Source organism: Paracoccus sp. SCN 68-21, from assembly GCF_001724535.1.
In the GTDB taxonomy this organism is placed as follows: domain Bacteria; phylum Pseudomonadota; class Alphaproteobacteria; order Rhodobacterales; family Rhodobacteraceae; genus Paracoccus; species Paracoccus hibiscisoli.
This window is the reverse complement of record NZ_MEES01000079.1, coordinates 1-22,821: the sequence shown is the minus strand read 5'-3', so window position 1 is coordinate 22,821 and position 22,821 is coordinate 1. Positions and strand designations below refer to the sequence as shown.

13 protein-coding genes and 1 pseudogene are annotated in these 22,821 nt (G+C 67.7%); 1 reads left to right on the top strand and 13 read right to left on the bottom strand.

Annotation, left to right across the window (positions count from 1 at the left end):
* Nucleotides 1-609: 609 nt before the first annotated feature.
* The 11 genes from ABS73_RS16395 to ABS73_RS16345 form a co-directional block, all read right to left on the bottom strand.
* On the bottom strand, nucleotides 610-1,761 hold the full coding sequence (locus ABS73_RS16395) for a TerC family protein (RefSeq protein ID WP_277018576.1): 1,152 nt from the start codon (nucleotides 1,759-1,761) through the stop codon (nucleotides 610-612).
* 471 nt (nucleotides 1,762-2,232) lie between these two features.
* Nucleotides 2,233-4,491, bottom strand: a complete 2,259-nt coding sequence (locus ABS73_RS16390) for a methyl-accepting chemotaxis protein (protein ID WP_277018575.1) — start codon at nucleotides 4,489-4,491, stop codon at nucleotides 2,233-2,235.
* Between the two features lie 1,977 nt (nucleotides 4,492-6,468).
* Nucleotides 6,469-7,950: a mannitol dehydrogenase family protein gene (locus tag ABS73_RS16385; protein WP_277018573.1), complete on the bottom strand. Its 1,482-nt coding sequence runs from the start codon at nucleotides 7,948-7,950 to the stop codon at nucleotides 6,469-6,471.
* Nucleotides 7,951-8,031: 81 nt separating this feature from the next.
* The gene (locus ABS73_RS16380) at nucleotides 8,032-8,802 is read right to left on the bottom strand and encodes an L-iditol 2-dehydrogenase (protein WP_277018570.1); all 771 of its coding nucleotides are present in this window, start codon (nucleotides 8,800-8,802) and stop codon (nucleotides 8,032-8,034) included.
* Complete coding sequence (locus ABS73_RS16375; RefSeq protein ID WP_277018568.1) at nucleotides 8,799-9,803, bottom strand: ABC transporter ATP-binding protein; 1,005 nt, start codon at nucleotides 9,801-9,803, stop codon at nucleotides 8,799-8,801. The genes ABS73_RS16380 and ABS73_RS16375 overlap by 4 nt, the downstream gene beginning before the upstream one ends.
* A gap of 10 nt (nucleotides 9,804-9,813) precedes the next feature.
* Nucleotides 9,814-10,638, bottom strand: a complete 825-nt coding sequence (locus ABS73_RS16370) for a carbohydrate ABC transporter permease (RefSeq protein WP_277018566.1) — start codon at nucleotides 10,636-10,638, stop codon at nucleotides 9,814-9,816.
* 11 nt (nucleotides 10,639-10,649) lie between these two features.
* On the bottom strand, nucleotides 10,650-11,519 hold the full coding sequence (locus ABS73_RS16365; protein ID WP_277018564.1) for a carbohydrate ABC transporter permease: 870 nt from the start codon (nucleotides 11,517-11,519) through the stop codon (nucleotides 10,650-10,652).
* Between the two features lie 62 nt (nucleotides 11,520-11,581).
* Nucleotides 11,582-12,907 (bottom strand): ABC transporter substrate-binding protein, encoded by a 1,326-nt coding sequence (locus tag ABS73_RS16360; RefSeq protein WP_136857384.1) that lies wholly within the window; start codon nucleotides 12,905-12,907, stop codon nucleotides 11,582-11,584.
* 134 nt (nucleotides 12,908-13,041) lie between these two features.
* Nucleotides 13,042-13,998, bottom strand: a complete 957-nt coding sequence (locus ABS73_RS16355; RefSeq protein WP_277020593.1) for a sugar-binding transcriptional regulator — start codon at nucleotides 13,996-13,998, stop codon at nucleotides 13,042-13,044.
* Complete coding sequence (locus ABS73_RS16350; protein WP_286693562.1) at nucleotides 13,995-14,627, bottom strand: HAD family hydrolase; 633 nt, start codon at nucleotides 14,625-14,627, stop codon at nucleotides 13,995-13,997. The genes ABS73_RS16355 and ABS73_RS16350 overlap by 4 nt, the downstream gene beginning before the upstream one ends.
* On the bottom strand, nucleotides 14,624-19,306 hold the full coding sequence (locus tag ABS73_RS16345) for a DUF3320 domain-containing protein (RefSeq protein ID WP_286693561.1): 4,683 nt from the start codon (nucleotides 19,304-19,306) through the stop codon (nucleotides 14,624-14,626). The genes ABS73_RS16350 and ABS73_RS16345 overlap by 4 nt, the downstream gene beginning before the upstream one ends.
* Before the next feature lie 377 nt (nucleotides 19,307-19,683).
* Here ABS73_RS16345 and ABS73_RS16340 point away from each other — a divergent pair, with 377 nt between their 5' ends.
* Nucleotides 19,684-21,132: a hypothetical protein gene (locus tag ABS73_RS16340; RefSeq protein ID WP_277022761.1), complete on the top strand. Its 1,449-nt coding sequence runs from the start codon at nucleotides 19,684-19,686 to the stop codon at nucleotides 21,130-21,132.
* Between the two features lie 146 nt (nucleotides 21,133-21,278).
* On the opposite strand, the pseudogene ABS73_RS16870 reads toward ABS73_RS16340, so the two are convergent.
* Nucleotides 21,279-21,498, bottom strand: a pseudogene (locus ABS73_RS16870) (methyl-accepting chemotaxis protein); the annotation flags it as partial.
* A gap of 140 nt (nucleotides 21,499-21,638) precedes the next feature.
* Nucleotides 21,639-22,622: a PAS domain S-box protein gene (locus ABS73_RS16330; protein WP_277022756.1), complete on the bottom strand. Its 984-nt coding sequence runs from the start codon at nucleotides 22,620-22,622 to the stop codon at nucleotides 21,639-21,641.
* Between the last annotated feature and the right edge of the window lie 199 nt (nucleotides 22,623-22,821).

Below are 22,821 nucleotides of genomic sequence, written 5' to 3'. Positions count from 1 at the left end.
TCCCCCGACAGATCCTGTCAGAGGCAAGGTTCCACATGGGTCAGTTCTCAGTGACAATTCCGACTGCTGCCGGGTCAGTTCTTAGTGACAGCCAACAAAGGTGCTGACATGATTCATCCTTTCTGGGAGGATGAATCACAAGCAGACCCCTTTGGGAATCCCATGATTCCGGTTTTTGCAGAAACGCTTTAGGATAAGGCACGCGGCCTCTGGCGTCCTCCGTTCACCGCCACGATCAGCACGGCACGATTATGGATGTGGTCACGACGATGGTGTTCTATGGCACCTGGACAAGGCTTCATGCATGGTACACCTACCACGGGGCTAAGCCTGCCGGCCGACGATCTGGGGCGAACTCACCCGTTCCGAACGATGCGACGGTTGGCACCTTGTCGCACCAGGTGTCTGGCCCGGGCGCCACCGCAACGTGGTCTTTCTGATCAGAGGCTTCGTCGCCGTGGGAACACCTGTCAGGCTGGGACCGCCCGGCGGCGCCGAGCGATCTCCGTGTCTGTGTTGTGGGCAGGCTGCCGTTGTGCCTGGTCGGAACGGGTGCGGATGGGCGCGGGCCGTTGGCTTGCCCGCGGTATGCGCGCGGTGGACCTGCGGTCAGGGTGCCCCCGGCGCGGCCCCTCGCGTCTTGGACAGCGACACGATCACCCCGATGGTCAGGATCACGAAGGTGATGCCCAGGGACCAGGCCGGGGGAAACTTGGCCCAACCCATCGCATCTGCGATGAAGATCTTGGAACCGATGAAGATCAGCAGGATCGACAGCGCGTATTTCAGATAGGCGAACCGGTGCAAGATCGCCGCCAGCGCAAAATACAGCGCCCGCAGCCCCAGGATCGCAAAGATGTTCGACGTGTAGACGATGTACGGGTCGGTCGTGATCGTGAAGACCGCGGGGACCGAATCGACGGCGAAGACCAGGTCGGCCACCTCGATCACGATCAGCGCCAGCAGCAGCGGTGTCGCCCATCGGACCAGCGTCCCGGTTGCCGGGTCCGGTATCCTGACGGTGAAGGCATGGCCGTGCAGCTGGTCGGTCACCCGGATGCGCCGGCGTAGCCACGCCAAGGCCCGGTTGTCGGCCATGTCGTGCGACTCCTCGTTGGCAAACAGCATCTTGACCCCGGTAAAGATCAAAAAGGCCGCAAAGAGGTACAGAACCCAGTGATAATTCTCGACGATGGTTGCACCAAGGCCGATCATGATGCCACGCAGCACGATCACGCCCAGGATGCCCCAGAACAGCACCCGGTGCTGATATTCGCGCGGTATCGCGAAAAAGCCGAAAATCAAGGCGATGACAAAGATGTTGTCCATCGCCAGCGTCTTCTCGACGATGAAGGCGGTCAGGTATTGCGCTGTCGCCTCTCCGCCCATCTGCCAGTAGATGAAGCCCGAAAAGGCCAACCCAAGCGTGATGTACATCGCCGACAGCCTCAGGCTCTCGGCGATGCCGATCTCGTGGTCGTCCTTGTTCAGCACGCCAAGGTCAAAGACCAGCAATGCGACGACCAGACCGATGAACAGCAGCCACATCCACAGCGGCTTGCCCAGAAATGCGATAAGAAGAAGTTCCACGATGCCCTCGGGACAGATGCCATCGCGCAGGGTATGGAAGGGGATGGACCGCCAGGCACACCGAGCACGCTCGATGCGGTCCGACATCGCGCTGTGTTCGATCACAGCGCCAGAGGGGCCCGGTCCCGCATCCTCGACATAGCGACACAGGGTCGCATCTGCAAGACGCATGACCCACATGCCCCGGTGTCGGACGACATTTCGCTGATGCGCCATCCGCCTGTCTGCCGGCAGCCCCTCTCCGGAGCAAGGGCCCGAGGGCCAGGGGCCAAGGCTTCCTGACGCCCGTGCGGTGCATTGGAGCAGGGATGGGACGCATGGTGTGCAGCGCCGGTCAATGTCCCCAAACCTCTGAGATGCTCACCAGCCCGCGGGTTGGTCAGATCAGGGCGCGGCGCGGGACGCTCAACCGGCCCGCGCCCCGGACAATGGTGACATGTGGCCCGCTGGCAGGCCCGATGGCAGGGTCGTGCTCCGACCGCTATTCGTCGGATGACCGCCCAAGGTTGCGGTGGTGTCGCGGCCAGCAGCAGGACCAGCGACCTGCATCGGCAGGGGTCGCGCGCATGTGTCCGCGCCGTCCTGGCAGACAGCCCGTCACAGCCACGGACCGTAACGGGCCAAGGGGTGTGATTTCTTGCGTCAGAACTCCAGCATCTGGTCGCGACCGGAGCCAACGCCCGCCAGACGGATCGGCCGGGCCTCGACCGCGAAATGGGGGGCCAGCGAGGGGCGCGGCGTGTCATCGCGTTGCGCCATGCCGTCCACCTGGAAGGCGCCGATCTCGGAGGACAGCACCTCGGCCTGCTGACGCAGCGACATCGAGGCGGCGGTGGCCTGCTCGGCCACGGCCGCGTTCTGCTGGGTGACCTGGTCCAGCTGGTTCACGCCAGTGTTGATCTCGCCCAGGCCGACCGACTGTTCGCTGGTGGCAAGGGCGATGGCCGCGATCTGCTCGGAAACCTCGGACGCCTTCTGCAGGATGACGGCCAGACTGTCGCCGGTGCGACCCACCAGCTCCGACCCTGTCTTGACCTGCGCCGCGCTCTCAGAGATCAGGCCACGCACCTCGCGGGCCGATTCGGCAGCGCGTTGCGCAAGACCCCGCACCTCGGATGCGACGACCGCAAAGCCGCGGCCCGCCTCTCCGGCGCGGGCGGCCTCGACCCCCGCGTTCAGCGCCAACAGATTGGTCTGGAAGGCGATGTCGTCGATCACCCCGATGATCCGGGTGATCTGCTCGGAGGATTTCTGGATGCCGCGCATGGCGGTCACCGCCTCGGTGACGACGCCTGCGCTGTCGCGCGCGATATCGCGGTTCTGGCTGCTGGCGCGTTCCGCGCCCCGCGCGCTTTCGGCGGTCTGGCGCAGGCTTTCATTCATCTGGTTCAGCGCTGCGGCGGACTGCTCCAGCGTGGCGGCCTGGGTCTCGGCCCGGCTGGACAGCTCTCCGGCGGCCATGTTGATCTCATCCGCGCCGCCGCGCACCTGATGGGCCACATCCGCGATGCGGCGGATGGTCTGGGACAGGCGCGTGACGACGCCGTTAAAGGCCAGCCGCAGCGAATCGTAGCCCTGAGGGAAGGGATCATGTGCGGGGCTGCCGATCTGGTGGGTCATGTCGCCGGCGGCCAGACGCTCCAGCCCGGTGCCGATCTCGCGCACGACGCGGGACTGGCGGGCGGCCTCTGCCTGGGCGGCCTGCTCGCGCTCCGCGCGACTGCTGGCGGCCTCCTCCTCAAGGCGCTTGGCCTCGATCGCGCGGTCACGGAAGATCTGCATGGCAGAGGCCATGCCCCCGATCTCGTCCCGGCGGCCGGAATGGGGGATGGGGGTGTCCAGATGCCCATCCGCCAGACGCCGCATGGCGTCGGTCATCGCCTCGATCGGGCGCGAGATGATCTGGGCGCCGAACCAGACCACGGCCAGGGTCAGCATCAGCAGCAGCGCCGCCGCCATGACCGCCCGGTCGCGGGTGGCCGTGACCTGGGCCATCACCGTGGCGCGCGGCACCTGCATCAGCAGGGTCCAGCTTTCATCTACATCGGTAAAGTCCACCGTTCCGCTGAGAACCATAATCTGCTGATCCCCGACCGAGGCATAGTGCAGGGCCCCGCCATCCATCAGGGCACGGTCCGCGGCCGAGATGGGCTGTCCCAGCAGCGACCGGTCCTCATGCGCGATCCACAGCCCGCCCGAGCTGATCAGGCGCACCTGACCGTCGCCAAAGGGCCGCAGCTGGTCAATCCGGGTGGACAGATCATCCAGCCCGACATCGCCGGTCAGGATGCCGATTGGCTGCCCCGCGCGGCGCACCACGCCGCTGGCGGTGGTCATCAGGACGTCAGCGCCGTTCACGCTGTACAGATAGGGCGGCGTGATCAGGTCGCGCGCCTCGCGCAGGGGGCGGTCATACCAGGATTCGGTCCCGGCCTCGGGGCTCATGTCCAGCTGTTCAAGCGCCACGCTGCCATCGGGGGCGTAGAAGAAATAGGGCACGAACCGTCCCGACGGATCGGAATAGTCGCCACCCACGGACCTGGCGTCGTCGCCCAGAGCGTCAGGCTCCAGAGCCAAGGTCATGCCCACCAGATCGGGACGGGTGGTCACAACGCCGCGCACGACGCGCGCCAGCAGTTCCCGGTCCACCACCGGGTCGGCCACGATCCCCTCGACGGCGGCGACGCCCGTTCGCACGGTCTCGATCACGCTGTTCATGTCCTGGGTGACCATCGCGGTATATTCCGCGATCAGGCTTCGGGCATGGGCCTCCGCCTCCTGAGAGGAGACGCGGGACATCAGGGTGGTGGTCAGCATGATCACGGCAATGATCGACAGGGCGGTCAGGGCCGCAGCCGAAAATGCCAGCTTGGCGCGAATGGACATGGATCGGGTCGGCATGGTCACCCCTTTTCTGGGTCTGGTCATGAGTGGCGTCGACCCAAGCCCCTATCAGAGCCCGGTTTCCAAACGGTTACCAAGCCCTTCAATCCTGAAAATCCGCGCTACTATCCTGCAATTGCGAACGCTTGACGGCCAGATCGGGCAAGTGCAGCCGTCCGGTGGAAATTGGTCGCTCCGGTCCCCCGGGTGCCATGCAGCGCGGAAACGCAGACGCCCATAGTGAGCAATGCGGCCGGCACCCGCGCCCAGATCGTCGCCAAGGCGTGCCGTAGCCCGCGACTGATCGCGCCATGAGGTCCGGCCTCGACCCGCGCATGGTAGGACCATGCCGATGCGACGGAGCCATCCCCGGCGCTGCGTCAGAGCCGGTCGCGGGCGGGCTGTTCACCAAGCCCTCCAGCGGGTGGACCGGCAGGGCATGGCGGCAAGGCCCCCTCACCCGATGCGGCTTGACCCAAGGTGTCGTCCGCACCTCCCGGTCGGGCAGCGACGACCACACGCGCGACGCGACGGGGATAGGGCCGGCGATCCCCCCAGTAGAACCCAACTTCGTTGCCGATCGACGACCGGCGCCAGATCACCCCGCAGATCGCAGGCCGGAAGCCATGGCAGACCAGAAGACATCGCCGGCTTTTCGGTCAGCAGCCTTCGCCGGTTGGTAGCAAGCCGAATCGGGAATGGTGCGGGTGCCACAGGCGCTGTGGAGCAGGGCGACTGGCAGGGGACACCAGCCGATAGGCCGATGTCTGCCCCAAGGTCACGAGATGCGACGCTGCACCCGGCGCCATCGCCACCGAGATGTTGTCCACAGCCTGAACAATATGACTACCCCTGCGTCACGTTCTCGTGCATCGGCGGAGATGGCTTGCCGTTCAGCGTCGGGAACAGGGGACCAGGACCGTTCCGGCGCGCATCGTAGATGCCGCAAGTGCGGTGACTTCGGGGGCAACGTCGTCGCGCAACACGATGTTCGGCTGACACAGCGCAGCGCCTAGAGATCATAGGCGCAGAAGCCGCCCCTCTTGGTCGTGACGAGAACCCGCGTGGGCCAACGCGATCTGTGGGAACCGGGCATCCGTGACGGTTGCGCCTCGGGGACGGCGGCATAGGGCGCGGCACGTATCCAGCGGATGGGCGCAGTCTGGGCTGTCTGGTCAGTCGCGAGCAGGTCGTCGATGCGCGAAGCGACTGTGGCACAATCGCGGACCAGGAAGGCCGCCACCGCAGCGCCCCAGCCCCATTCAGGGCGGGCCACCATCCACCAGCACCAGCCGCGGGGGTCCCATGTCAGGGCTCGCCACCCGCGGACCCGGCTGCCGTCGCGGGCCGAGGCGTATGCCGCCTGAACCAGCACCATCCTGCGCAAGCAGTCGCAACCCGCAGTTTTGGGCCTGTACCCCTTGCGCAGGCAATCCACAAGGTCCTGCTGGGTCACTGCGACAGTTTTCAGGATGTTGCGCCAGGGCCGTTGGGCCCTGGCAGCGACGGGGGCGATCCGGCGCGCATCTGCCGGTATCCGGCCTCCGGCAGCAGCGTGCCTTACGTGCCGTCGATTTCGATCAGGGACCGGGAAATATCTCCTCCAGCCGCCTGGCACAGGGGCAATCCATGACCCAGGCGACGCCGACTGCGTGATCCATAGGATCGCACCGATCGCGCTGGTTATATCCAAGGCCCAGCTCCACCAAGCAGTGAGGCTGGCAGGTCGCCAGCGGGACCTGCCCGACCTGTGTGTCCAGAACCACCGCCGCTGACATTATCAGGCGAAAGAACAGGAAATCTGGCGCACAGACCGCCGGGACAACTTCCCGTCGAGTCCGGATGACGAAATCTGGGCTTGAACGGGCGGAGCCGTGGTCCCTCGATCACGCCGATGCCGACACTATTCTTCTGAGGTGGCGACGGCAGCCGAACCGCCAGCGGCAGGCGCGAGCCCCATGGCTGGACGGCGGCCCGCGCAGGCGGCGGCGGGCCTCAGCGGTGGGGCGTGCCGGACGCATAGGCAACCAGCGTCGCCCGCACCCCGTCCCGGCGCAGCGCAGCCAGCGCGTCGCCGAAGGCTTCGACCAAGGCGGTGGAGCCGGCCAGGTCGCCAAAGATCGCATGCTGGGACAGGAACGCTCGCGGATCGTCCCGCGCGGCCAGCGCGTGCTGGCGCAGGGTCGCATGGGCGTCGTCATTCGGGGCGATGGGCGCGCCCGCCTCGCTCGTGCCTTCGCAATAGCGGCACCACAGCGCCAGCTCCAACGCCAGCCCGTCGATGGACGCGCCCACAGCCAAACGGTCGCGCAGCGTCGGCAGGATGAATTTCGGCTGACGGTTCGACCCGTCCAGGCACAGGCGCGGGATGGTGTCGCCGATTTCGGGGTTGGAGAAGCGGCTGACGATCAGGGCCAGATAGTCGTCATAGCTGACGCCCGGAATGGGCTGCAGGGTCGGGACGATCTCGCGCGTCTCCAGCGCGCGCAGCCAGGCGGCGATGTCGCCGTCCGCCATCGCATCATGCACGAAATGGTGCCCCAGCAGCGCCGAGGCATAGGCGATGGCCGCATGGCCGCCGTTCAGGATGCGCAGCTTCATCAGCTCGTGGCGGCTGACATCGGCGACGAATTCGGCGCCGACGGCCTCCAGCGCGGGGCGGCCCTGGGGGAAGTTGTCCTCCAGCACCCATTGGCGGAACGGCTCGCAGACGACGGGGGCGGCGTCCTCGATGCCAAAGCGGTCGCGGACCAGGGCGCGTTCGCGGTCGCTGGTCGCGGGCGTGATGCAGTCGACCATGCTATTCGGAAAGGCCACGTTCGCCTGCACCCAATCGGCCGTCGCCGGGTCCTGCGCCCGCGCCAGCCCGATCAGCGTGCGCGCGCAGACATGGCCGTTTTCCGGCAGGTTGTCGCAGGACAGCACGGTGAAGGGCGCATGCCTCGCATTGCGCCGCGCCCGCAGCGCCGCCAGGATCATGCCGAACACCGTCAGCGGCGCGTCGGGCGCGCCTGCGTCATGCACCATGTCGGGATGCGCCGCGTCGAACCCGTCGGTCTTGGCATCGACATAGTACCCGCCCTCGGTGATGGTCAGCGACACGATGCGGATCGCGGGATCGGCCATCGCGGCGATGGTGGCGTGCGGATCGACGGCCACGAAATCGACCATCGACCCCAACACCTGCGCGGACAGGCCGGCGGGGTCCAGCTCGACCAGCGTGGTCAGCCAGTCTTGGGCGGCCAGCCGGTCGCGCATCGCCGCGTCGCCCGGACGCACACCCGCGCCGCGCAGGGCCCAGGTGTGGTCGCGGCCTTCGGCGAACAGCCGGTCCAGGTACCACGCCATATGCGCGCGGTGAAAGTTGCCGACGCCGACATGCAGGATGCCCGCGGTCAGCGCGCTGCGGTCATAGGCGGGGCGCGCCACCGTGTCGGGCAGCCCGGCCAGCGCGGATTGGGTCAGTTGGGTGGCCATGATCGGACCTTTCGTCAAAGCGCCCCTGGTCCGCGGCGCGGGATGCGCGCGGGGGGCCGGGAATTGCAGCGGATGAGGCGGTCAGCTGAGCCAGTTGCCGCCGTCGACATTGTAGGTCTGGGCCACGATGTAATCGGCATCGCGGGAGGCCAGGAACACGGCCATGCCGGTCAGGTCGGCGGCGGTGCCCATGCGGCCAAAGGGGACAGCGGCGCCGACCTCGGCCTTTTTCTGGCCGGGGGCCTTGTTTTCGTATTTCGCGAAGAACGCGTCGACGCCGTCCCAGTGTTCGCCATCGACCACGCCGGGGGCGATTGCGTTCACGGTGATCCCGTGGGCGATCAGGTTCAGGCCCGCCGATTGCGTCAGGCTGATGACCGCGGCCTTGCTGGCGCAATAGACCGCGACCAGTGCCTCTCCGCGCCGCCCGGCCTGAGAGGCCATGTTGATGATCCGCCCCCCCTGCCCGCGCGCGATCATCGACCGCGCGACGGCCTGCATCATGAACAGAGTGCCCGAGACGTTCACGGCCATGATGCGGTCGTGATCGGCGCGGGTGATGTCAGTGATGGGGGCGGCGGTGAACAGGGCCGCGTTGTTGATCAGGATGTCGATGCCGCCGAACTGGCTCTCCACCGAGGCCACGCAGGCGTCGATGCTGGCCTGATCGGTCACGTCCAGCGCCACGGCGATGGCGCCTTCGCCCAGTTCTTGGGCCGCCTTCTGCGCGGCCGCCAGATTGATGTCGCAGATCGCCACGCGCGCCCCTTCACGCAGATAGGCGCGGGCGAATTCCAGACCGATGCCGCGCCCGGCCCCGGTGATCAGGGCAGATTTCCCGGACAGCCTCATGCGATGCGCGCCCCGGTGTCATCAAAGCGGTGCATCTGCGCGGCGTCCGGCGTCAGGAAGACCGTGTCGCCGTGATGCAGGTCGATATCGCCGCCCGCGCGGACGGTGATCGTCTCGGCCAGGCCCGTCCCCTCGACATAGAAGAACGTGTCGGACCCCAGATGCTCACTGACGCCGACGCGGCCCTGCCAGGTGCCTGCGGTGGGCGAGACGGCGATGTGTTCGGGGCGGATGCCGATGGTATGGGCGCCGTGGCGGGCGGCCTCGGGGCCGTCGATCAGGTTCATTTTCGGGCTGCCGATGAAGCCCGCGACGAACAGGTTCTTGGGCGCGCGATACAGGTCCATCGGGCTGCCCACCTGCTCGATATAGCCCGCGCGCAGCACGACGATCTTGTCGGCCATGGTCATCGCTTCGACCTGATCGTGGGTGACATAGACCATCGTGGTCTTCAGCCGGTTGTGCAGCTCGCTGATCTCCAGGCGCATGCCGACGCGCAGGGCGGCGTCCAGGTTCGACAGCGGCTCGTCGAACAGAAACGCCGCCGGTTCGCGCACGATGGCCCGACCAATGGCCACGCGCTGGCGCTGGCCGCCCGACAGCTGGCCTGGCTTGCGGTCCAGGTAATCGGTCAGGTTCAGTGCCTTGGCGGCCGCCGTGATGCGGCGGTCCTGTTCGTCCTGCGGCACGCCCGCCATGCGCATCGGAAAGGCGATGTTCTTTCGGACCGACATGTGCGGATAGAGGGCATAGCTCTGGAACACCATCGCCAAGCCGCGCTTGGCGGGCGGTGTGTCGGTGGCGTCGCGGCCGTCGATCAGGATGCGCCCGCCCGAGGTGTCCTCCAGCCCCGCGATCAGGCGCAGCAGCGTGGATTTCCCGCAGCCCGAGGGGCCCACGAAGACCACGAACTCTCCGTCGTTGATGTCCAGGTTCAGGGGCGGGATGACCTCGACCTCTCCGAACCGCTTGGTCACTGCCTCAAGGGTGATGCGTCCCATGATGGTCCCCTTATTTCACCGCGCCGAAGGTCAGGCCGCGGACAAGTTGTTTCTGGCTGAACCAGCCCATGATCAGGATCGGCGCAATGGCCATGACGGAGGCCGCCGACAGTTTCGCCCAGAACAGCCCCTGCGGGCTGGAGAAGCTGGCGATGAAGGCCGACAGCGGCGCCGCATTGGTGGTGGTCAGCTGGATGGTCCAGAACGCCTCGTTCCAGGCCAGGATGACGTTCAGCAGCATGGTCGATGCGATGCCGGGGATCGCCATGGGCGTCAGCACGTACAGGATCTCGTCCTTGAGCGACGCGCCGTCCATGCGCGCGGCCTCCAGGATCTCTCCGGGGATTTCGCGGAAATAGGTGTACAGCATCCACACAACGATCGGCAGGTTGATCAGCATCAGCATGACCGTAAGGCCGATCCGCGTGTCCATCAGCCCGGTGCGCAGGAAGATCAGATAGATCGGCACCAGCACCGCCACGGCGGGCATCATCTTGGTGGACAGCATCCACATCAGGATGTTCTTGGTGTGCTTGGTCGGCGAAAAGGCCATCGCCCAGGCCGCCGGGATCGCCACGATCAGCGCCAGGATCGTCGAGCCGACCGCCAGGATGACCGAGTTGGTGAACGGCTTCCAGTAGTTGTTCTGGGTCTGCACCGCCTCAAAGCTGGACAGCGTGAAGGACGGGATCAGGCTGAAGCCCGAGATCGCCTCCTGTTCCGTCTTGAGGCTGGTGATGATCGTGTACAGGATCGGAAAGAACAGCGTCAGGGCCACCGCCCATGCGGCGATGGTATAGCCGATCCTGCTGCGTCTGCTGCTTGCGCGTGCCATGATGTGCCCCCTCAGTCCAGGTTCTTGCCGACGGCGCGCATCAGGAAGATGGCGACCAGATTGGCCAGGATCACGGCGATGATGCCGCCTGCCGCAGCGCCCCCGATGTCGAAATTCAGCCGCGCCGCGCGATAGATCAGATAGGTCAGGTTGGTGGATGCATTGCCCGGGCCACCATTGGTGGTAACCAGGATCTCGGCATAGATGCCCAGCAGGAAGATGGTCTGGATCAGGATCACCACGGTGATCGCCCGCGCCATATGCGGCAGCGTCAGGTGGATGAAACGGCTGATCGCGCCCGCGCCGTCCATCTCGGCGGCCTCCATCTGCTCGCCGTCCAGCGATTGCAGCGCGGTCAGCAGGATCAGCGTCGCAAAGGGCAGCCACTGCCAGGCCACGATGATCACGATCGAGGTCAGCGGATATTGCGCGAACCAGTCCACCGGCTGCAGGCCCAGGAACCGCGCGATGTCGGCAAAGACGCCATAGGACGGGTGCATGATCATGTTCTTCCAGATCAGCGCGGCCACCGGCGGCATCACGAAGAACGGAGAGATGATCAGGATGCGCACGATCCCCTGCCCCCAGATCGGCTTGTCGATCAGCAGGGCGATGGCGATGCCAAGGACCACGGTGATGGTCAGCACGCCTAGCACCAGGACCAGCGTGTTGCGGATCGCGGCCATGAAGGCGGGGTCGGTGACGAAATACTGATAGTTGAACCAGCCCGCCCAACTGATCGCAGCCGGGTTCAGCAGGTTATAGTTCTGGAACGAATAATACAGCGTCATCCCCAACGGGACGATCATCCAGATCAACAGCAGGATGATGGCGGGTGCGCGCATCAGGCGCGCGAGACCGGCGGTCTGGCGGGTGGCCATGGCTTGCGTCCTTTGCGGGGGATGGGGGGCGCCGCCCCGACCGGGGGGCGGCGCGGGGGGCCTTACTTGGGATAACCCGCGCGGGCCATTTCGCGCGCGGTGCTGGTCTGGGCCGCCGCCAGCGCATCATCCGCCGACATCTGACCTGCCAGCGCCGCCGAGAAGGTCTGGCCGACCTGCGTGCCGATGCCCTGGAATTCCGGGATCGCGACGAACTGACCGCCCGTGTAGGGGATGTCCTGCACCGATGCCTTCTGCGTGTCGGCCGAATTGATGGCCTCCAGCGTCATCGCGGCAAAGGGCGCGGCCTCCTGGTATTCGGCGTTCTCATAGAGCGAGGTCCGCGTTCCCGGAGGGGCCGCGCGCCAGCCCTGCGCCTCGGCGACCATGTCGGTGTATTCCTTGCTGGTCGCCCATGCGACGAATGCCTTGGCCGCCTCCTGCTTCTGGCTGGAGGCCGGGATGGCCAGGTTCCAGGCCCACAGCCAGTTGCCGTGGTTGTCCACGCCGTCCTTGTTGGGGAACTGGGCAAAGCCCACGCTGTCGGCCACGGTCGAATCCGTCGGGTCGGTCACGAAGCCCGCGGCGACGGTTGCGTCGATCCACATGCCGCATTTGCCCTGCTGGAACAGCGACAGGTTCTCGTTGAAGCCGTTGGACGACGCGCCCGGAGGGCCGTATTCGTTCATCAGCGTCAGATAGTCGGTCAGCGTCGCCTGCCATTCCGGGCTGTCGAACTGGGGGTTCCAGTCGGTGTCGAACCAGCGCGCGCCATAGCTGTTGGCCATGGCGGTCAGGAAGGCCATGTTCTCGCCCCAGCCCGGCTTGCCGCGCAGGCAGATGCCATAGACCTCGGCGTCGCGGTCGGTCATTGCCTCGGCCGCCGCCGTGATGTCGGTCCAGGTCGGGTTTGACGGGATGGTCACGCCCGCGGCCTCGGCCAGGTCGGTGCGATACATCACCATCGCCGATTCCGCATAGAAGGGCGCGGCATAGAGGGTGTCGTCGACCGACAGGGCCGCGCGGACGGCGGGGACCAGATCGTCCACGTCATAGCCCTCGGGCAGGTCGTCCAGCGGCGTCAGCCAGTTCTGCGCCGCCCAGATCGGCACCTCGTAGGTGCCGATGGTCAGCACGTCATACTGCCCGCCGCTGGTGGCGATATCGGTGGTGACACGCTCGCGCAGGATGTTCTCCTCCAGCGTGACCCATTCCAGCTGGATGTTGGGGTTCGCCTCGGTAAAGGGCGCGGTCATCTGCTGCATGCGGATCATGTCGCCGTTGTTCACGGTCGCGATGGTCAGGGTCACATTGTCCTGGGCGGCGGCGACGGTGCCGACAGCGCACAGGGCCGTGGCGCCCAGAAGGGCGCGGAATGTCGTGGTCATGGTAGTCCTCCCTTGGCGATTGGGCATTTGCCCTACCGATGAGCATATACTCAACTGCGGACAGGATTCTGTCAACGGCCATTCCCCGCCGCAGTGCAGCGTCGGGCCATACCGTTCGGATCGTTCAGGATTTTTCAGTCCAGCAGGCGTTCCGCCGTCGCCTCGGAGGTGACCAGGCCATTGATCAGCCCGCCAATCAGCGCCGCCCGAATCGCGGGCAGTTTCGCCTGACCCAGGGCCACGGCGATCACCGGGCGGTCCGTCCCGCGCGGCAGCGGCGCCGAGGCCACCCGCCGGTTGAAGTCGCAGTCGATCACCTGGCCCCGGTCGTCATAGACCCAGCTGGTGATCTCTCCCACAGCGCCGGCGCGGTGCAGCTGCTCCATTTCGGGGACCGTCAGGAACCCGTCCACATGCAGCGGCGCGGTCATGTCCATCTGCCCGATCCCCACCAGCGACAGGTCGGCGCGCGCGCACAGGTCGATCGTGTTGCGCGCGGCCTGCTGGGCCTGCATGGCTGCCAGCTCTGCCGCGTCGCGCGCCAGGACGGGCAGCGGATAGGGGTAATGCGGCGCACCGATGCGTTCGGCCAGCCGGATCGTCGCGTTGTAGGGCGTGGCCGAGCCGTCCTCCATCATGTTGCCAAGGCGCGAGACGACGACATGCTGCGGGCAGGCCATCGTCGGGAGTTGTTCGACCATGGCGCGCAGATTGCGCCCGGTGCCCAGGCTGACGATGCGGCGGTCGGGCGATTTCAGCACCCGCTCCAGATGCGCGGCGGCGGCGATGGCGATGCCAGTCAGCAGGTCGGGGGCGGCGGGATCGGACGGCGCGACCTCGGCCACCAGCAGGCCGAACCGGTCGCGCAGCGCCGCGCCCAGATCCATGCAGCGCCCGATGGGGTGGTCCAGCCGGACCTTGACCAGCCGTTCGCTGACGGCCATCGCCACCAGGCGCTGCGCCGACTGACGGCTGACGCCCAGCTTGCGCGCGATCTCGTCCTGGGTGTTGCCGGCGACATAGTACAGCCAGCCCGCGCGGGCCGCGTCGTCCAGGCGGGTGGTTTCGGGGGTAAAGCGGTTCTGGGTCATGCGGGCACCTGCATCCGGGCCAGGCGGGCGGGGAAATCGGACCAGTCCATCAGGGCCTCCGGGGCGGACAGGTCGGCCAGATGCGCGCCCCCGGTGTAGTGCAGCACCCGCATCCCCGCGGCGCGGGCGGCCTCCAGCCCGGGCTGGCTGTCCTCGATCACCAGCGCATGGGCCGGGTCAACGCCCATCTGGCGGGCCGCAAACAGGAACAGGTCGGGCGCGGGCTTGCCGCGCGCCACCTGGCTAGCGGTGAAGACATGCGCGCCGAACCGGTCGGTCAGCCCCAGGATGGCCAGCGTCCGCGCGACCCGCGGCGGGCTGGACGAGGTCGCCACGCAGACCGGCAGCGCCACCCCTTCCAGCATCGCGGCAAAGCCCGGCGTCGGGCGCAGACCGGTCTCGAAGCGGGCCAGCAGGCGGGCGCGATAGGTCGCCTCGAAATCCGCGGGCAGGGTCACGGCAAAGCGGTCGCGGATGGTGGCCGCGACGGTGGGAAAGCTGCGGCCCAGGAAATCGCGGCGCACGTCGGCGGCGGTGACGGTGATGTCCAGCCGCGCCAGCTGATCGATCAGGACCTCGGCGGACAGCACCTCGCTGTCCGAAAACCGCGCCCGCGCCCCGGGTGTCACCCCGCCTCGGCCAGCAGCACGGCCGCGATCGCCTCGGACAGCTCGGGGCCGACGCGCTGGAACCCCATCAGGCGCGCGGTGGCGCGGATCATCTGGTCCGGGGTCATCGCGCCGCTTTCCTGCGCGACGCGGCGGGCGGCAGCGGCGATCTCGACCGGCGGCAGGCAGGCGGCCTTGAGCAGCGGTCCGGCCTCGGCGCTACGGTCGCGCACGGGCGGGTGGTCGGCCTGCGTCCGCGTCATCAGGAACGCCCCCTGCCGCAACAGCGCGTCATCGCGGAGCAGCGCCAGGGTCACGGCGCGCGCCACGGCGTCGCTGATGCGGCTGCCGGTGCGGGCCTTGCCAAAGGCCGCAGCGATGCGGCGCGCGACCTCGTCGGCATGGACCGGCCCTTCGGTGGCGATGACCCGGGCGACCAGATCGGCTAGCAGGGCCGTCGGCTGGTCATGCGGCTCTCCTGCCTCGGACGGGGGCAGGTCGGCGCGGCGATAGGGCGGCGCGTGCAACGACAGATGCGCCAGATCGGGGGCCGTATCGGCGGGCTGGGGCGGGGCTGGTTCGGAGGGGGCCAGCCGGTTCGCGCCGCGCGGGCGGATGCCGTCGCGGGCGGCCTCGCGCGCCTCCGACAGGGCCTGCGCCAGACGGGCGATTTCGGCCTCGCGGCGGTGGAACCAGTCGGTGCTCCAGATGCGGTGGAATCGCCAGCCCAGGTTCTCCAGGATATCCTGGCGTAGCCGGTCGCGTTCGCGCGCCCACAGCGCCCCGTGATAGGCCGCGCCGTCGCATTCGACCGCCGCCAGATACTGCCCCGGCCTGTCGGGATGGCGCACGCCCAGATCGATGCGGAACCCCGCACTGCCGACCTGCGGATCGGCCAGATAGCCCAGATCGCGGATGACGCGGGCCACGTCCTCCTCGAAGGGGCTGTCGGGGGGCGCGCCGGTAGGGCGGCGTTCCTCGATCAGGCCGGTCTGCGCAAAGTCCAGGAACCTCTTCAGCACGCGCGGCCCCTCCCGCGTGGTGCGCGCCGGGTCGATATCGCCCGGATCAAAGGACGCGAACACCTCGCAGCGGATGCGCGCGCGGGAAAACAGCACGTTCAGGCGCCGTTCACCCCCCTCCCCGTTCACGGGGCCGAACTGCATCCGCGTCAGCGGGCCGTCGGGTTCGGATGGGCCATAGCCCACCGAAATCAGGATCACGTCGCGTTCGTCACCCTGCACGTTCTCGATGTTCTTGACGAAGACGTCTTCGGCCCCGCCCTCGCGCAGCAGCGGATCCAGCGCCGGGTCGCGGCGGCGGGCGGCGTCCGCGATCTCGGTCAGCATGTCGGCCTGCGCCTTGGAGAAGGCGACCACGCCCAGGGACAGCCCCGGCCAGCGGCGGGCGTGATCGGCCATGGCGGCGACCACGGCCTCGGCCTCGATCCGGTTGGTGCCCGCCCGGCCCTGCCCGCTGCCCCGCGCCGCATAGGCACCCGACACGCGGCGGAACTTCAGCCCGTAATCGGGGTCCAGCTGTAAGGGCGAGGGCGGCAGCACAAGCCGGTCGTCATAGAATTCCGCATTCGACACCCGGATCAGCGACGGGTCGCGCGAGCGGTAATGCCATTCCAGCATCCGCGACCGCAGGCCCCGCGCCTCGCACAGCGACAGGATGCTCTCCATGTCGGCCACGTTCGCGCCCTGGGGGCCGTCCTCGGGGTCGTCCATGTCGTCGGCGTCATCCACCAGCCGGTCAAAGAACGAGGTCGGCGGCAGCTGCTTCTGATCGCCCACCACGACGATCTGACGCGCCCGCGCGATGACGCCCAACGCGTCCTCGGGGCGGATCTGCGACGCCTCGTCGATGACCAGCAGGTCGAACCGGATCGCATCCGGCGGCAGGAACTGCGCGACCGAGATCGGGCTCATCAGCATCACCGGCTTGATGCGCTGGACCATGGGGCCGGCATGCGCCATCAGCCAGCGCACCGGCTTGTGGCCGCGGCGGCGGGCGATCTCTCCGCGGATCAGGCCCATCTCTCCCTGGGTGCCGCGCGGCAGCTGGTCGAAATGGCGCGACAGGATCAGCGTCTTGGTCGTCTCGATCCGCTCGGTCTCCAGCTGGCGGAACAGGGTCACCAGATCGTGGCGGTCCAGATGCGGCAGCTCGTTCAGGCCGGGCCGCGCCTGCCGGGCGGCGTTCCAGCGCGCCTCGGCGCAGGCATAGGCGAACTCTGTCGCGGCCTCCTGCGGGTCCAGATGCCCCGCCGCCACCGCGTCGATGACCGCGCCCGCGCCATGGCGGCGAGCGGTGTCGGCCTGCCGCGCCAGATCCGCCCATTCGGCATAGCGCGCCAGCCCCCCGGCCATCTGCGACAGCGCCGCCTGCGCATCGGCCAGCGCCGCATCGTCGCCCAGGGGGGCAGCATCCGCCCCGATCGCCAGGCGGTCGCGCACCTGCGCCAGCGCCCCCCGCGCAGTGCGGACGGCATGATCCAGCGCCTCGCCCGCCGCCTGCGGGTCGTCCAGCGCCGCCAGCGCCCGCGTCACCGCGGCGCCATCCGCGAACCCCTCGCAGCCGCGCAGCCACAGGGCCACCGGCGCCAGCATGGCAAAGGGCGTCCGCTCTCCGCGCCAGGCCCCGCCCAGGGTCGCGGCCAGATAGCCCTCCTCATCGGCAAGCGCCCGGCGCAGGCGGCGCAGCGCCACCAGCTGATCGGCCAGTGCCAGCCGCCCCGCCGCATCCGGCGGCAGATCCTGCGTCAGCAGCGCGCGCAACTGCGCCGACGCGCCGCGATAGGGCCCGAAGATCCGCCCCAAAACCGACCCCACCCCCCGCGCCAGAGCGTCGCGCAGCGGGCCGGGGTCGATCTCGAACGCAGCCGGGGTGAAGCGCGCCTGCGCCTGTGCCGCCGCCCAATCCGCACCCGCCTGCAGCGCCTGCTCCAGACGCGGATCGCCCGCAGCGGCCAACAGCGGCCCGGCGTGCAGGGCCGCGTCCTCGGGCGCGCGTGCCAGAACCGCCAGCACCTGCGCCAGGGCCGCGGCCTGATCCAGGGTGTCCGGCACATCGCGGCCCAGGGCCTGGGCCACCTGCGCGCGGTCGCCGACCGCCGCCAGCGCCGCCTGCGCGCCGCGCAGATCGTCGCCAAGCCGCGCCAGATCGGTCGGCTGCAGGTCCAGCGCGCCCGCGCCGCGGAACGGATGCGCCTCGGGCGGGCCGGTGCGCGCGCGCGCCGCGACAAAGCGGGCGATGGCCCCTTGCGCCTCGGCGCGGGCGGCGGCGTCCAGCGCCTTCAGCCCCGCCAGTGGAATGGCGGGTGGGCGCGCGCCCTGCCCCATCAGCCCGATGATGCTTGAGATCGCGGCAAAGGGCGGCTCACCCGAGGGCGGCAGCGGGTCGTGCAGCAGCGCGGTGATGGCGTTCAGCCGGTCGCGCGTCTGGCGCAGCCGCGCCGGATCGGCGGCGGGCGGCAGGGCATGCGCCCCCGCCATCAGTGTGCGGCCCAGCTCCTGCGCCAGGGCCTTCTTGTTGGCGCTGCGCGAATGCAGCTCCAGGCAGATGTCGCGCAGGCCCGCGCGGGTCAGGCGGTCATGGACGACCGACAGCGCGGCCATCTTTTCGGCCACGAACAGCACCGTCTTGCCGTCATGGGCGGCGGCGGCGATGATGTTGGTGATGGTCTGGGACTTGCCGGTGCCGGGGGGGCCCTGGACGACCAGACTGGCGCCCGCGCGGACCTCTTCGATGACCTTGGTCTGGGACGCGTCGGCGTCGATCACCTGGATGATCTGCGCGGGGTCCAGACGGTCGTCCAGACGGTCGCGATCGCCGAACAGCGGCGCATCGCCCGCGAACCCCCGCGCCAGCAGCCCGTCCAGCAGCGGGTTGCCGTCGAACGCCCCCTCGGGCCAGTTGGCCGGGTCCAGATCGCGGTGCATCAGCAGCTTGGCAAAGGAAAAGAACCCCAGCTGCATCCCGTCGCGGTCCACCTGCCAGTCGCGCTGTCCGGACACGGCCTCCTCGACGCGGGTCAGATAGTCGCCGGGGGTCCAGGTCTCGGTCTCGTCGATCTCGGGCAGATGGATGCCGAAATCCTGTCGCAGACGCTCCTGCAACGGCAGGTTGGCGGCCAGGTCATCCTCCCGCGCGCACAGATCAAAGGTCGAGCTGCGCTCGTTGCGGACCAGCTGCACCGGCAGCAGGATCAGCGGCGCCTCGCGCAGGACCTGCGATCCGGGCGCCTCGCGCCAGCGCAGAAACCCCATCGCCAGGTAAAGGACGTTCAGCCCCTGCTCCTCCTCCGCGGTCCGCGCGTCATGCGACAGGCGCAGCAGGCGACGGGCCAGCGCCTCGGGGCCCAAGGGGGTCTCCAGCTGGCTGTCGGTCACAGCCTCCGCGCCCGGCGCGGCCAGCAGCAGGACCCCGTCGGGCGTGGCCGTGTCGCTGCCCATCGCGCGAAAGCGCATCCGCTTGCCCTGTAGGCGCAGCAGGCGCCAGATCTCATCGCTGCGTTCGTGGATGATATTCAGGCAGTTGGCGCGCTGATTGTCGCGGTTGACATGGATCAGGCGGTTCCGGGTCCCCGTCTCCAGCAGCTTGCGGCGGGCGGCATCCAGGGTGCGGGTCAGGGCTTGGGTCATGGGCCGGCTCTTGTCGTTGCGCATCATCGCGGGGGGCAAAAACAGGAACATAACCGCAACGTCTGGCAAAGACGAGGGATTCCAGACACAAAACACCGCTTTCCCAGAATGTTTCGAGACAGCCCGGCCCCCTTCCACGACGCCTTAAGGCCCCGATTGCGACCATGACCCCCGGCACCGCCTGGCCAACCGGTATCGCGCGGAAGGACTTCGTGGCCAAGGTTCGGGGCAATGTTTCAGCAGGCTGACGGCCCCTGGTGCAAATGATGCGACGCGTAAACCACTCTGGCGGTATCCTCTTTCCGAATCAGGAAACTGTTCGGCAAAAGCATTCTGTTATGGCACGCTGCACCCAGCGGTCGGGGTCGGGCCCCCTTTGCGATGTCACCATTTTTGTCCGGGAACGGGCGCAGTACAAAGGAAGTCTCATGCGGCGGGGCAACAGTCGGATCAAACAGGCCCATTTCCTGGTCTACTCCAACGGGGCCGAGCCCTTTTCAACCAATGCCCAGGACTATTGCGATTCCGCGCTGGCGGTCGGCTTCGACAGCGCCAGCCACGTCACCGAGGCCGAGCTGCGCCAGACCCCCTTCTGGGAGGAGAACCGCTTCATCCTGGAGCAGCCACGCGGCGCCGGCTATTGGTTGTGGAAACCGTGGATCATCCTGCGCAAGCTGAGGGAGTGCGGCCCCGATGACATCGTGATCTACAACGATGCCGGGCGCTATGAACGGGGCGCGTTCCGGCAGTTCCCCTGCTTTCCCCATGCTGCGACCGAACTGTGCGCGATGACGCCGAACCGCTTCATCCACGGTTTCATCGGCGCCTGGCAGGTTCAGGGCGAATACACCAAGCGCGATGCCTTCGTCGTCATGGACGCCGACAACGACGAGATGCGCCGCGCCGCCCAGGTCTGCGCGGGACCGCTGCTGTTCATGCCCTCCAAGGCCAGCTTCGACTTTCTGGAGCGCTGGCTGGAATACTGTCGCGATCCGCGGGTGCTGACCGACCAGCCCGACGAGCTGAAGCCCACGCATCCGCAATTCCGCGACCATCGCCACGACCAGTCGGTGGGCTCGATCCTCGCGCATCAGACCGGGGCGCATTACTTCGATTTCTCGAATGCAGGGGCGGTCAACGCCTCGGAAAGCGTCCGGCAGCGCAACCGCCACGTCCCGAGGCTGCATACCCATATCGGCTATGTCTCTCTGATCGCGGCCCGCGCGCTGCCTGATGATTTCTTCGCGCGCGCCGATGCCCACATCAACGAGGCGCGGCCCTTGCTGCGCAACCTGACACCGGACGAGCCAATGCCCCTGCATGCGGAAACCACGCCCGACTCCGTCCTCGAGGAGCAGCTGACCCAGATCATGGCCACTCCGGGCGACCGGATCGCACCCGATCATCTGAGGTTTCTGATCACCGCCAACCGCATCACCAACTCACGCCTGCACGGCCTCCACAAGATCGCCCCAGACCTGGGTGATTTCTGGAGAAAGGCGGTCGATCATTTCACGGCCGCCACCCGACGGCTGCACGATGAGGGTGCCGAACCCGGCCTGCCCGAGGCCCGCCGTCTTGCCGTCGAGGCCGTCCGCCACGCCGAGGCGAACTTTCCCGAATGGCGTCAGGACATCATGACCGGTTTTGTCTGGTCGCTGCTGAATGACGAGGCGCGCTCGGCCTTCAAGGCCGTCTACAAGGGCCTCAAGAGGGGCAATGGCAGCGCCGAGATGTACCGCTTTGTCGAATATCTCGACGCGACCGACCTGTTCTCGCTGGAGACCGAGCTGGCGGGCAATGACCGCCAGTTGCGCGCAGAGGTGTCGCGACACCTTCTGGACTGGATCCTCCGACCGGTCCGCGCATCGGCCTAGGCGCGGTGGGCTGATCGGAGTGGGTGACGTCGCCCGCCCCGATATCGTGTCCCGGGCTCAGCTGACCAGCAGCTTGATCCCGTCGGCCAGGCGCGTCACCCGGTCGCGTGTCTCGGTCAGCTTGGCGTTGATCTGATCGGCCGCCTCCCGCGATTTTTCGGCCAGCATGCGGATCTCGGCGGCGACGACGGCGAAACCCTTCCCGGCCTCGCCCGCCCGCGCTGCCTCGATCGAGGCGTTCAGCGACAAAAGCGCCGTTTGCCGGGCGATGGTATCGATCGTCTCGACGACCACGGCGGTCTCCTCGCTGGACTGGGTCACATCGCGCACGGCCTCGTCCGTGTCGGCGATGGCGCGTGCCCGCATGGTGATGTCGGGCCCGTACATCAGGAACTTCTGCACCTTGCCCGTCACATCCGTCAGGACCGAAAAATACCCGTCCAGAACCGGAACGGTCCCCGCGCAGGGCGGCAGCTCGACATGGTGGCGGCACTCTCCCTGCTGATTCAGCTGCGCCAGCTTGTCTGCGGGCAGGCAGTCCGCCAGTCCGGGCAAGGGCGCGCCGCCCAGCTTGTCCGCCAGAACCGCCGGGTGCCGTCCTTGCGGAACATCTCGACCTCGCGGGAGGTACCGACGATCTTGTTGATCCCGGTGCGGCGGTTCCGGTTCACCAGCTCGTCGTGGTTGCGTTGGTGTGCGGGCGGCACCAGCATGTCCACGTTGCGGCCCAGAACCTCGGATGCGGCATAGCCCCACAGCCGTTCCGCGGCCGGATTGTAGAAGATGACCCGGTTCTCGGCGTCGATCTCGACCACGGCATCCAGCGCCTGTTCAAGCGTCTGACGCAGCCGTGTCTCGGCCGCCTTGACGGCCGATATGTCCTTGAGAAAGGCGGTATAACAGATCCCGGCCCCGGTCTCGATCTTGGAGAGGGTCAGGCCGACCTTGAAGGCCGTGCCGTCGGCGCGCTGGATGTCGACCTCGCGCATGGTGCCGACGATGCGGTTCTGGCCGGTCGTGCGGTTCCGGTTGACCATTGCGTCATGATCGCCGCGCATGAAGGCTGGCACCAGTTGAGAGACGTTGCGCCCCAGTACCTGGTCGCGCGGATAGCCCCACAACGCCTCTGCCGCCGCATTGAAGAAGGTCACGTTGTTCTGCGGATCGATCGAGACCACGGCATCGATGGCCTGTTCCAGCGTCGCCTCAAGATGGTCCGCCTTGACGCCCTCGAAGCAAACCAGCCGCAGCTTGGTGTCGGGCGCAAAGGGGGTCAGGACCTGCGCGCCCGCGATCTCTGCGACCGAGCCTGCGCCGGACAAGCCGCCCCCCGGCGGCCGCAGCAGCGCGATCAGGGACCGTCCGGCCAGGTCCGCCTCTGCGGCCCCGACGTGATGCGCAAATGCCGCGTTGTGATGAACGACCTTGTCCTGATCGTTGATCACGACGGCGGGCTGCTGGAAGCAGGCGACGAACCGAAGGTCGGGCAAGGCTGCCTTGTGTGGTGGGTGGAGGCCGATCCGAAAGTGGCGCATTCTCTATCCTCGAACCATGAACTGCCCCCGGATAGCATGCGGCGGTTAAGATCCCTCTAGAGCGTTTTGCGGCTTTCCAGATTCAGGATACCCCTGTGGCTTGATCTGTGATTCCCTGCCTGCATGACAGGTGGAGGGATGATATGGGCAGACC

Bases quoted from the DNA above. Each gene is read 5' to 3' on its own strand.
- ABS73_RS16395 (WP_277018576.1), bottom strand. From the start codon at position 1,761: ATGCGTCTTGCAGATGCGACCCTGTGTCGCTATGTCGAGGATGCGGGA.
- ABS73_RS16390 (WP_277018575.1), bottom strand. From the start codon at position 4,491: ATGCCGACCCGATCCATGTCCATTCGCGCCAAGCTGGCATTTTCGGCT.
- ABS73_RS16385 (WP_277018573.1), bottom strand. From the start codon at position 7,950: ATGGCCACCCAACTGACCCAATCCGCGCTGGCCGGGCTGCCCGACACG.
- ABS73_RS16380 (WP_277018570.1), bottom strand. From the start codon at position 8,802: ATGAGGCTGTCCGGGAAATCTGCCCTGATCACCGGGGCCGGGCGCGGC.
- ABS73_RS16375 (WP_277018568.1), bottom strand. From the start codon at position 9,803: ATGGGACGCATCACCCTTGAGGCAGTGACCAAGCGGTTCGGAGAGGTC.
- ABS73_RS16370 (WP_277018566.1), bottom strand. From the start codon at position 10,638: ATGGCACGCGCAAGCAGCAGACGCAGCAGGATCGGCTATACCATCGCC.
- ABS73_RS16365 (WP_277018564.1), bottom strand. From the start codon at position 11,519: ATGGCCACCCGCCAGACCGCCGGTCTCGCGCGCCTGATGCGCGCACCC.
- ABS73_RS16360 (WP_136857384.1), bottom strand. From the start codon at position 12,907: ATGACCACGACATTCCGCGCCCTTCTGGGCGCCACGGCCCTGTGCGCT.
- ABS73_RS16355 (WP_277020593.1), bottom strand. From the start codon at position 13,998: ATGACCCAGAACCGCTTTACCCCCGAAACCACCCGCCTGGACGACGCG.
- ABS73_RS16345 (WP_286693561.1), bottom strand. From the start codon at position 19,306: ATGTTCCTGTTTTTGCCCCCCGCGATGATGCGCAACGACAAGAGCCGG.
- ABS73_RS16340 (WP_277022761.1), top strand. From the start codon at position 19,684: ATGCGGCGGGGCAACAGTCGGATCAAACAGGCCCATTTCCTGGTCTAC.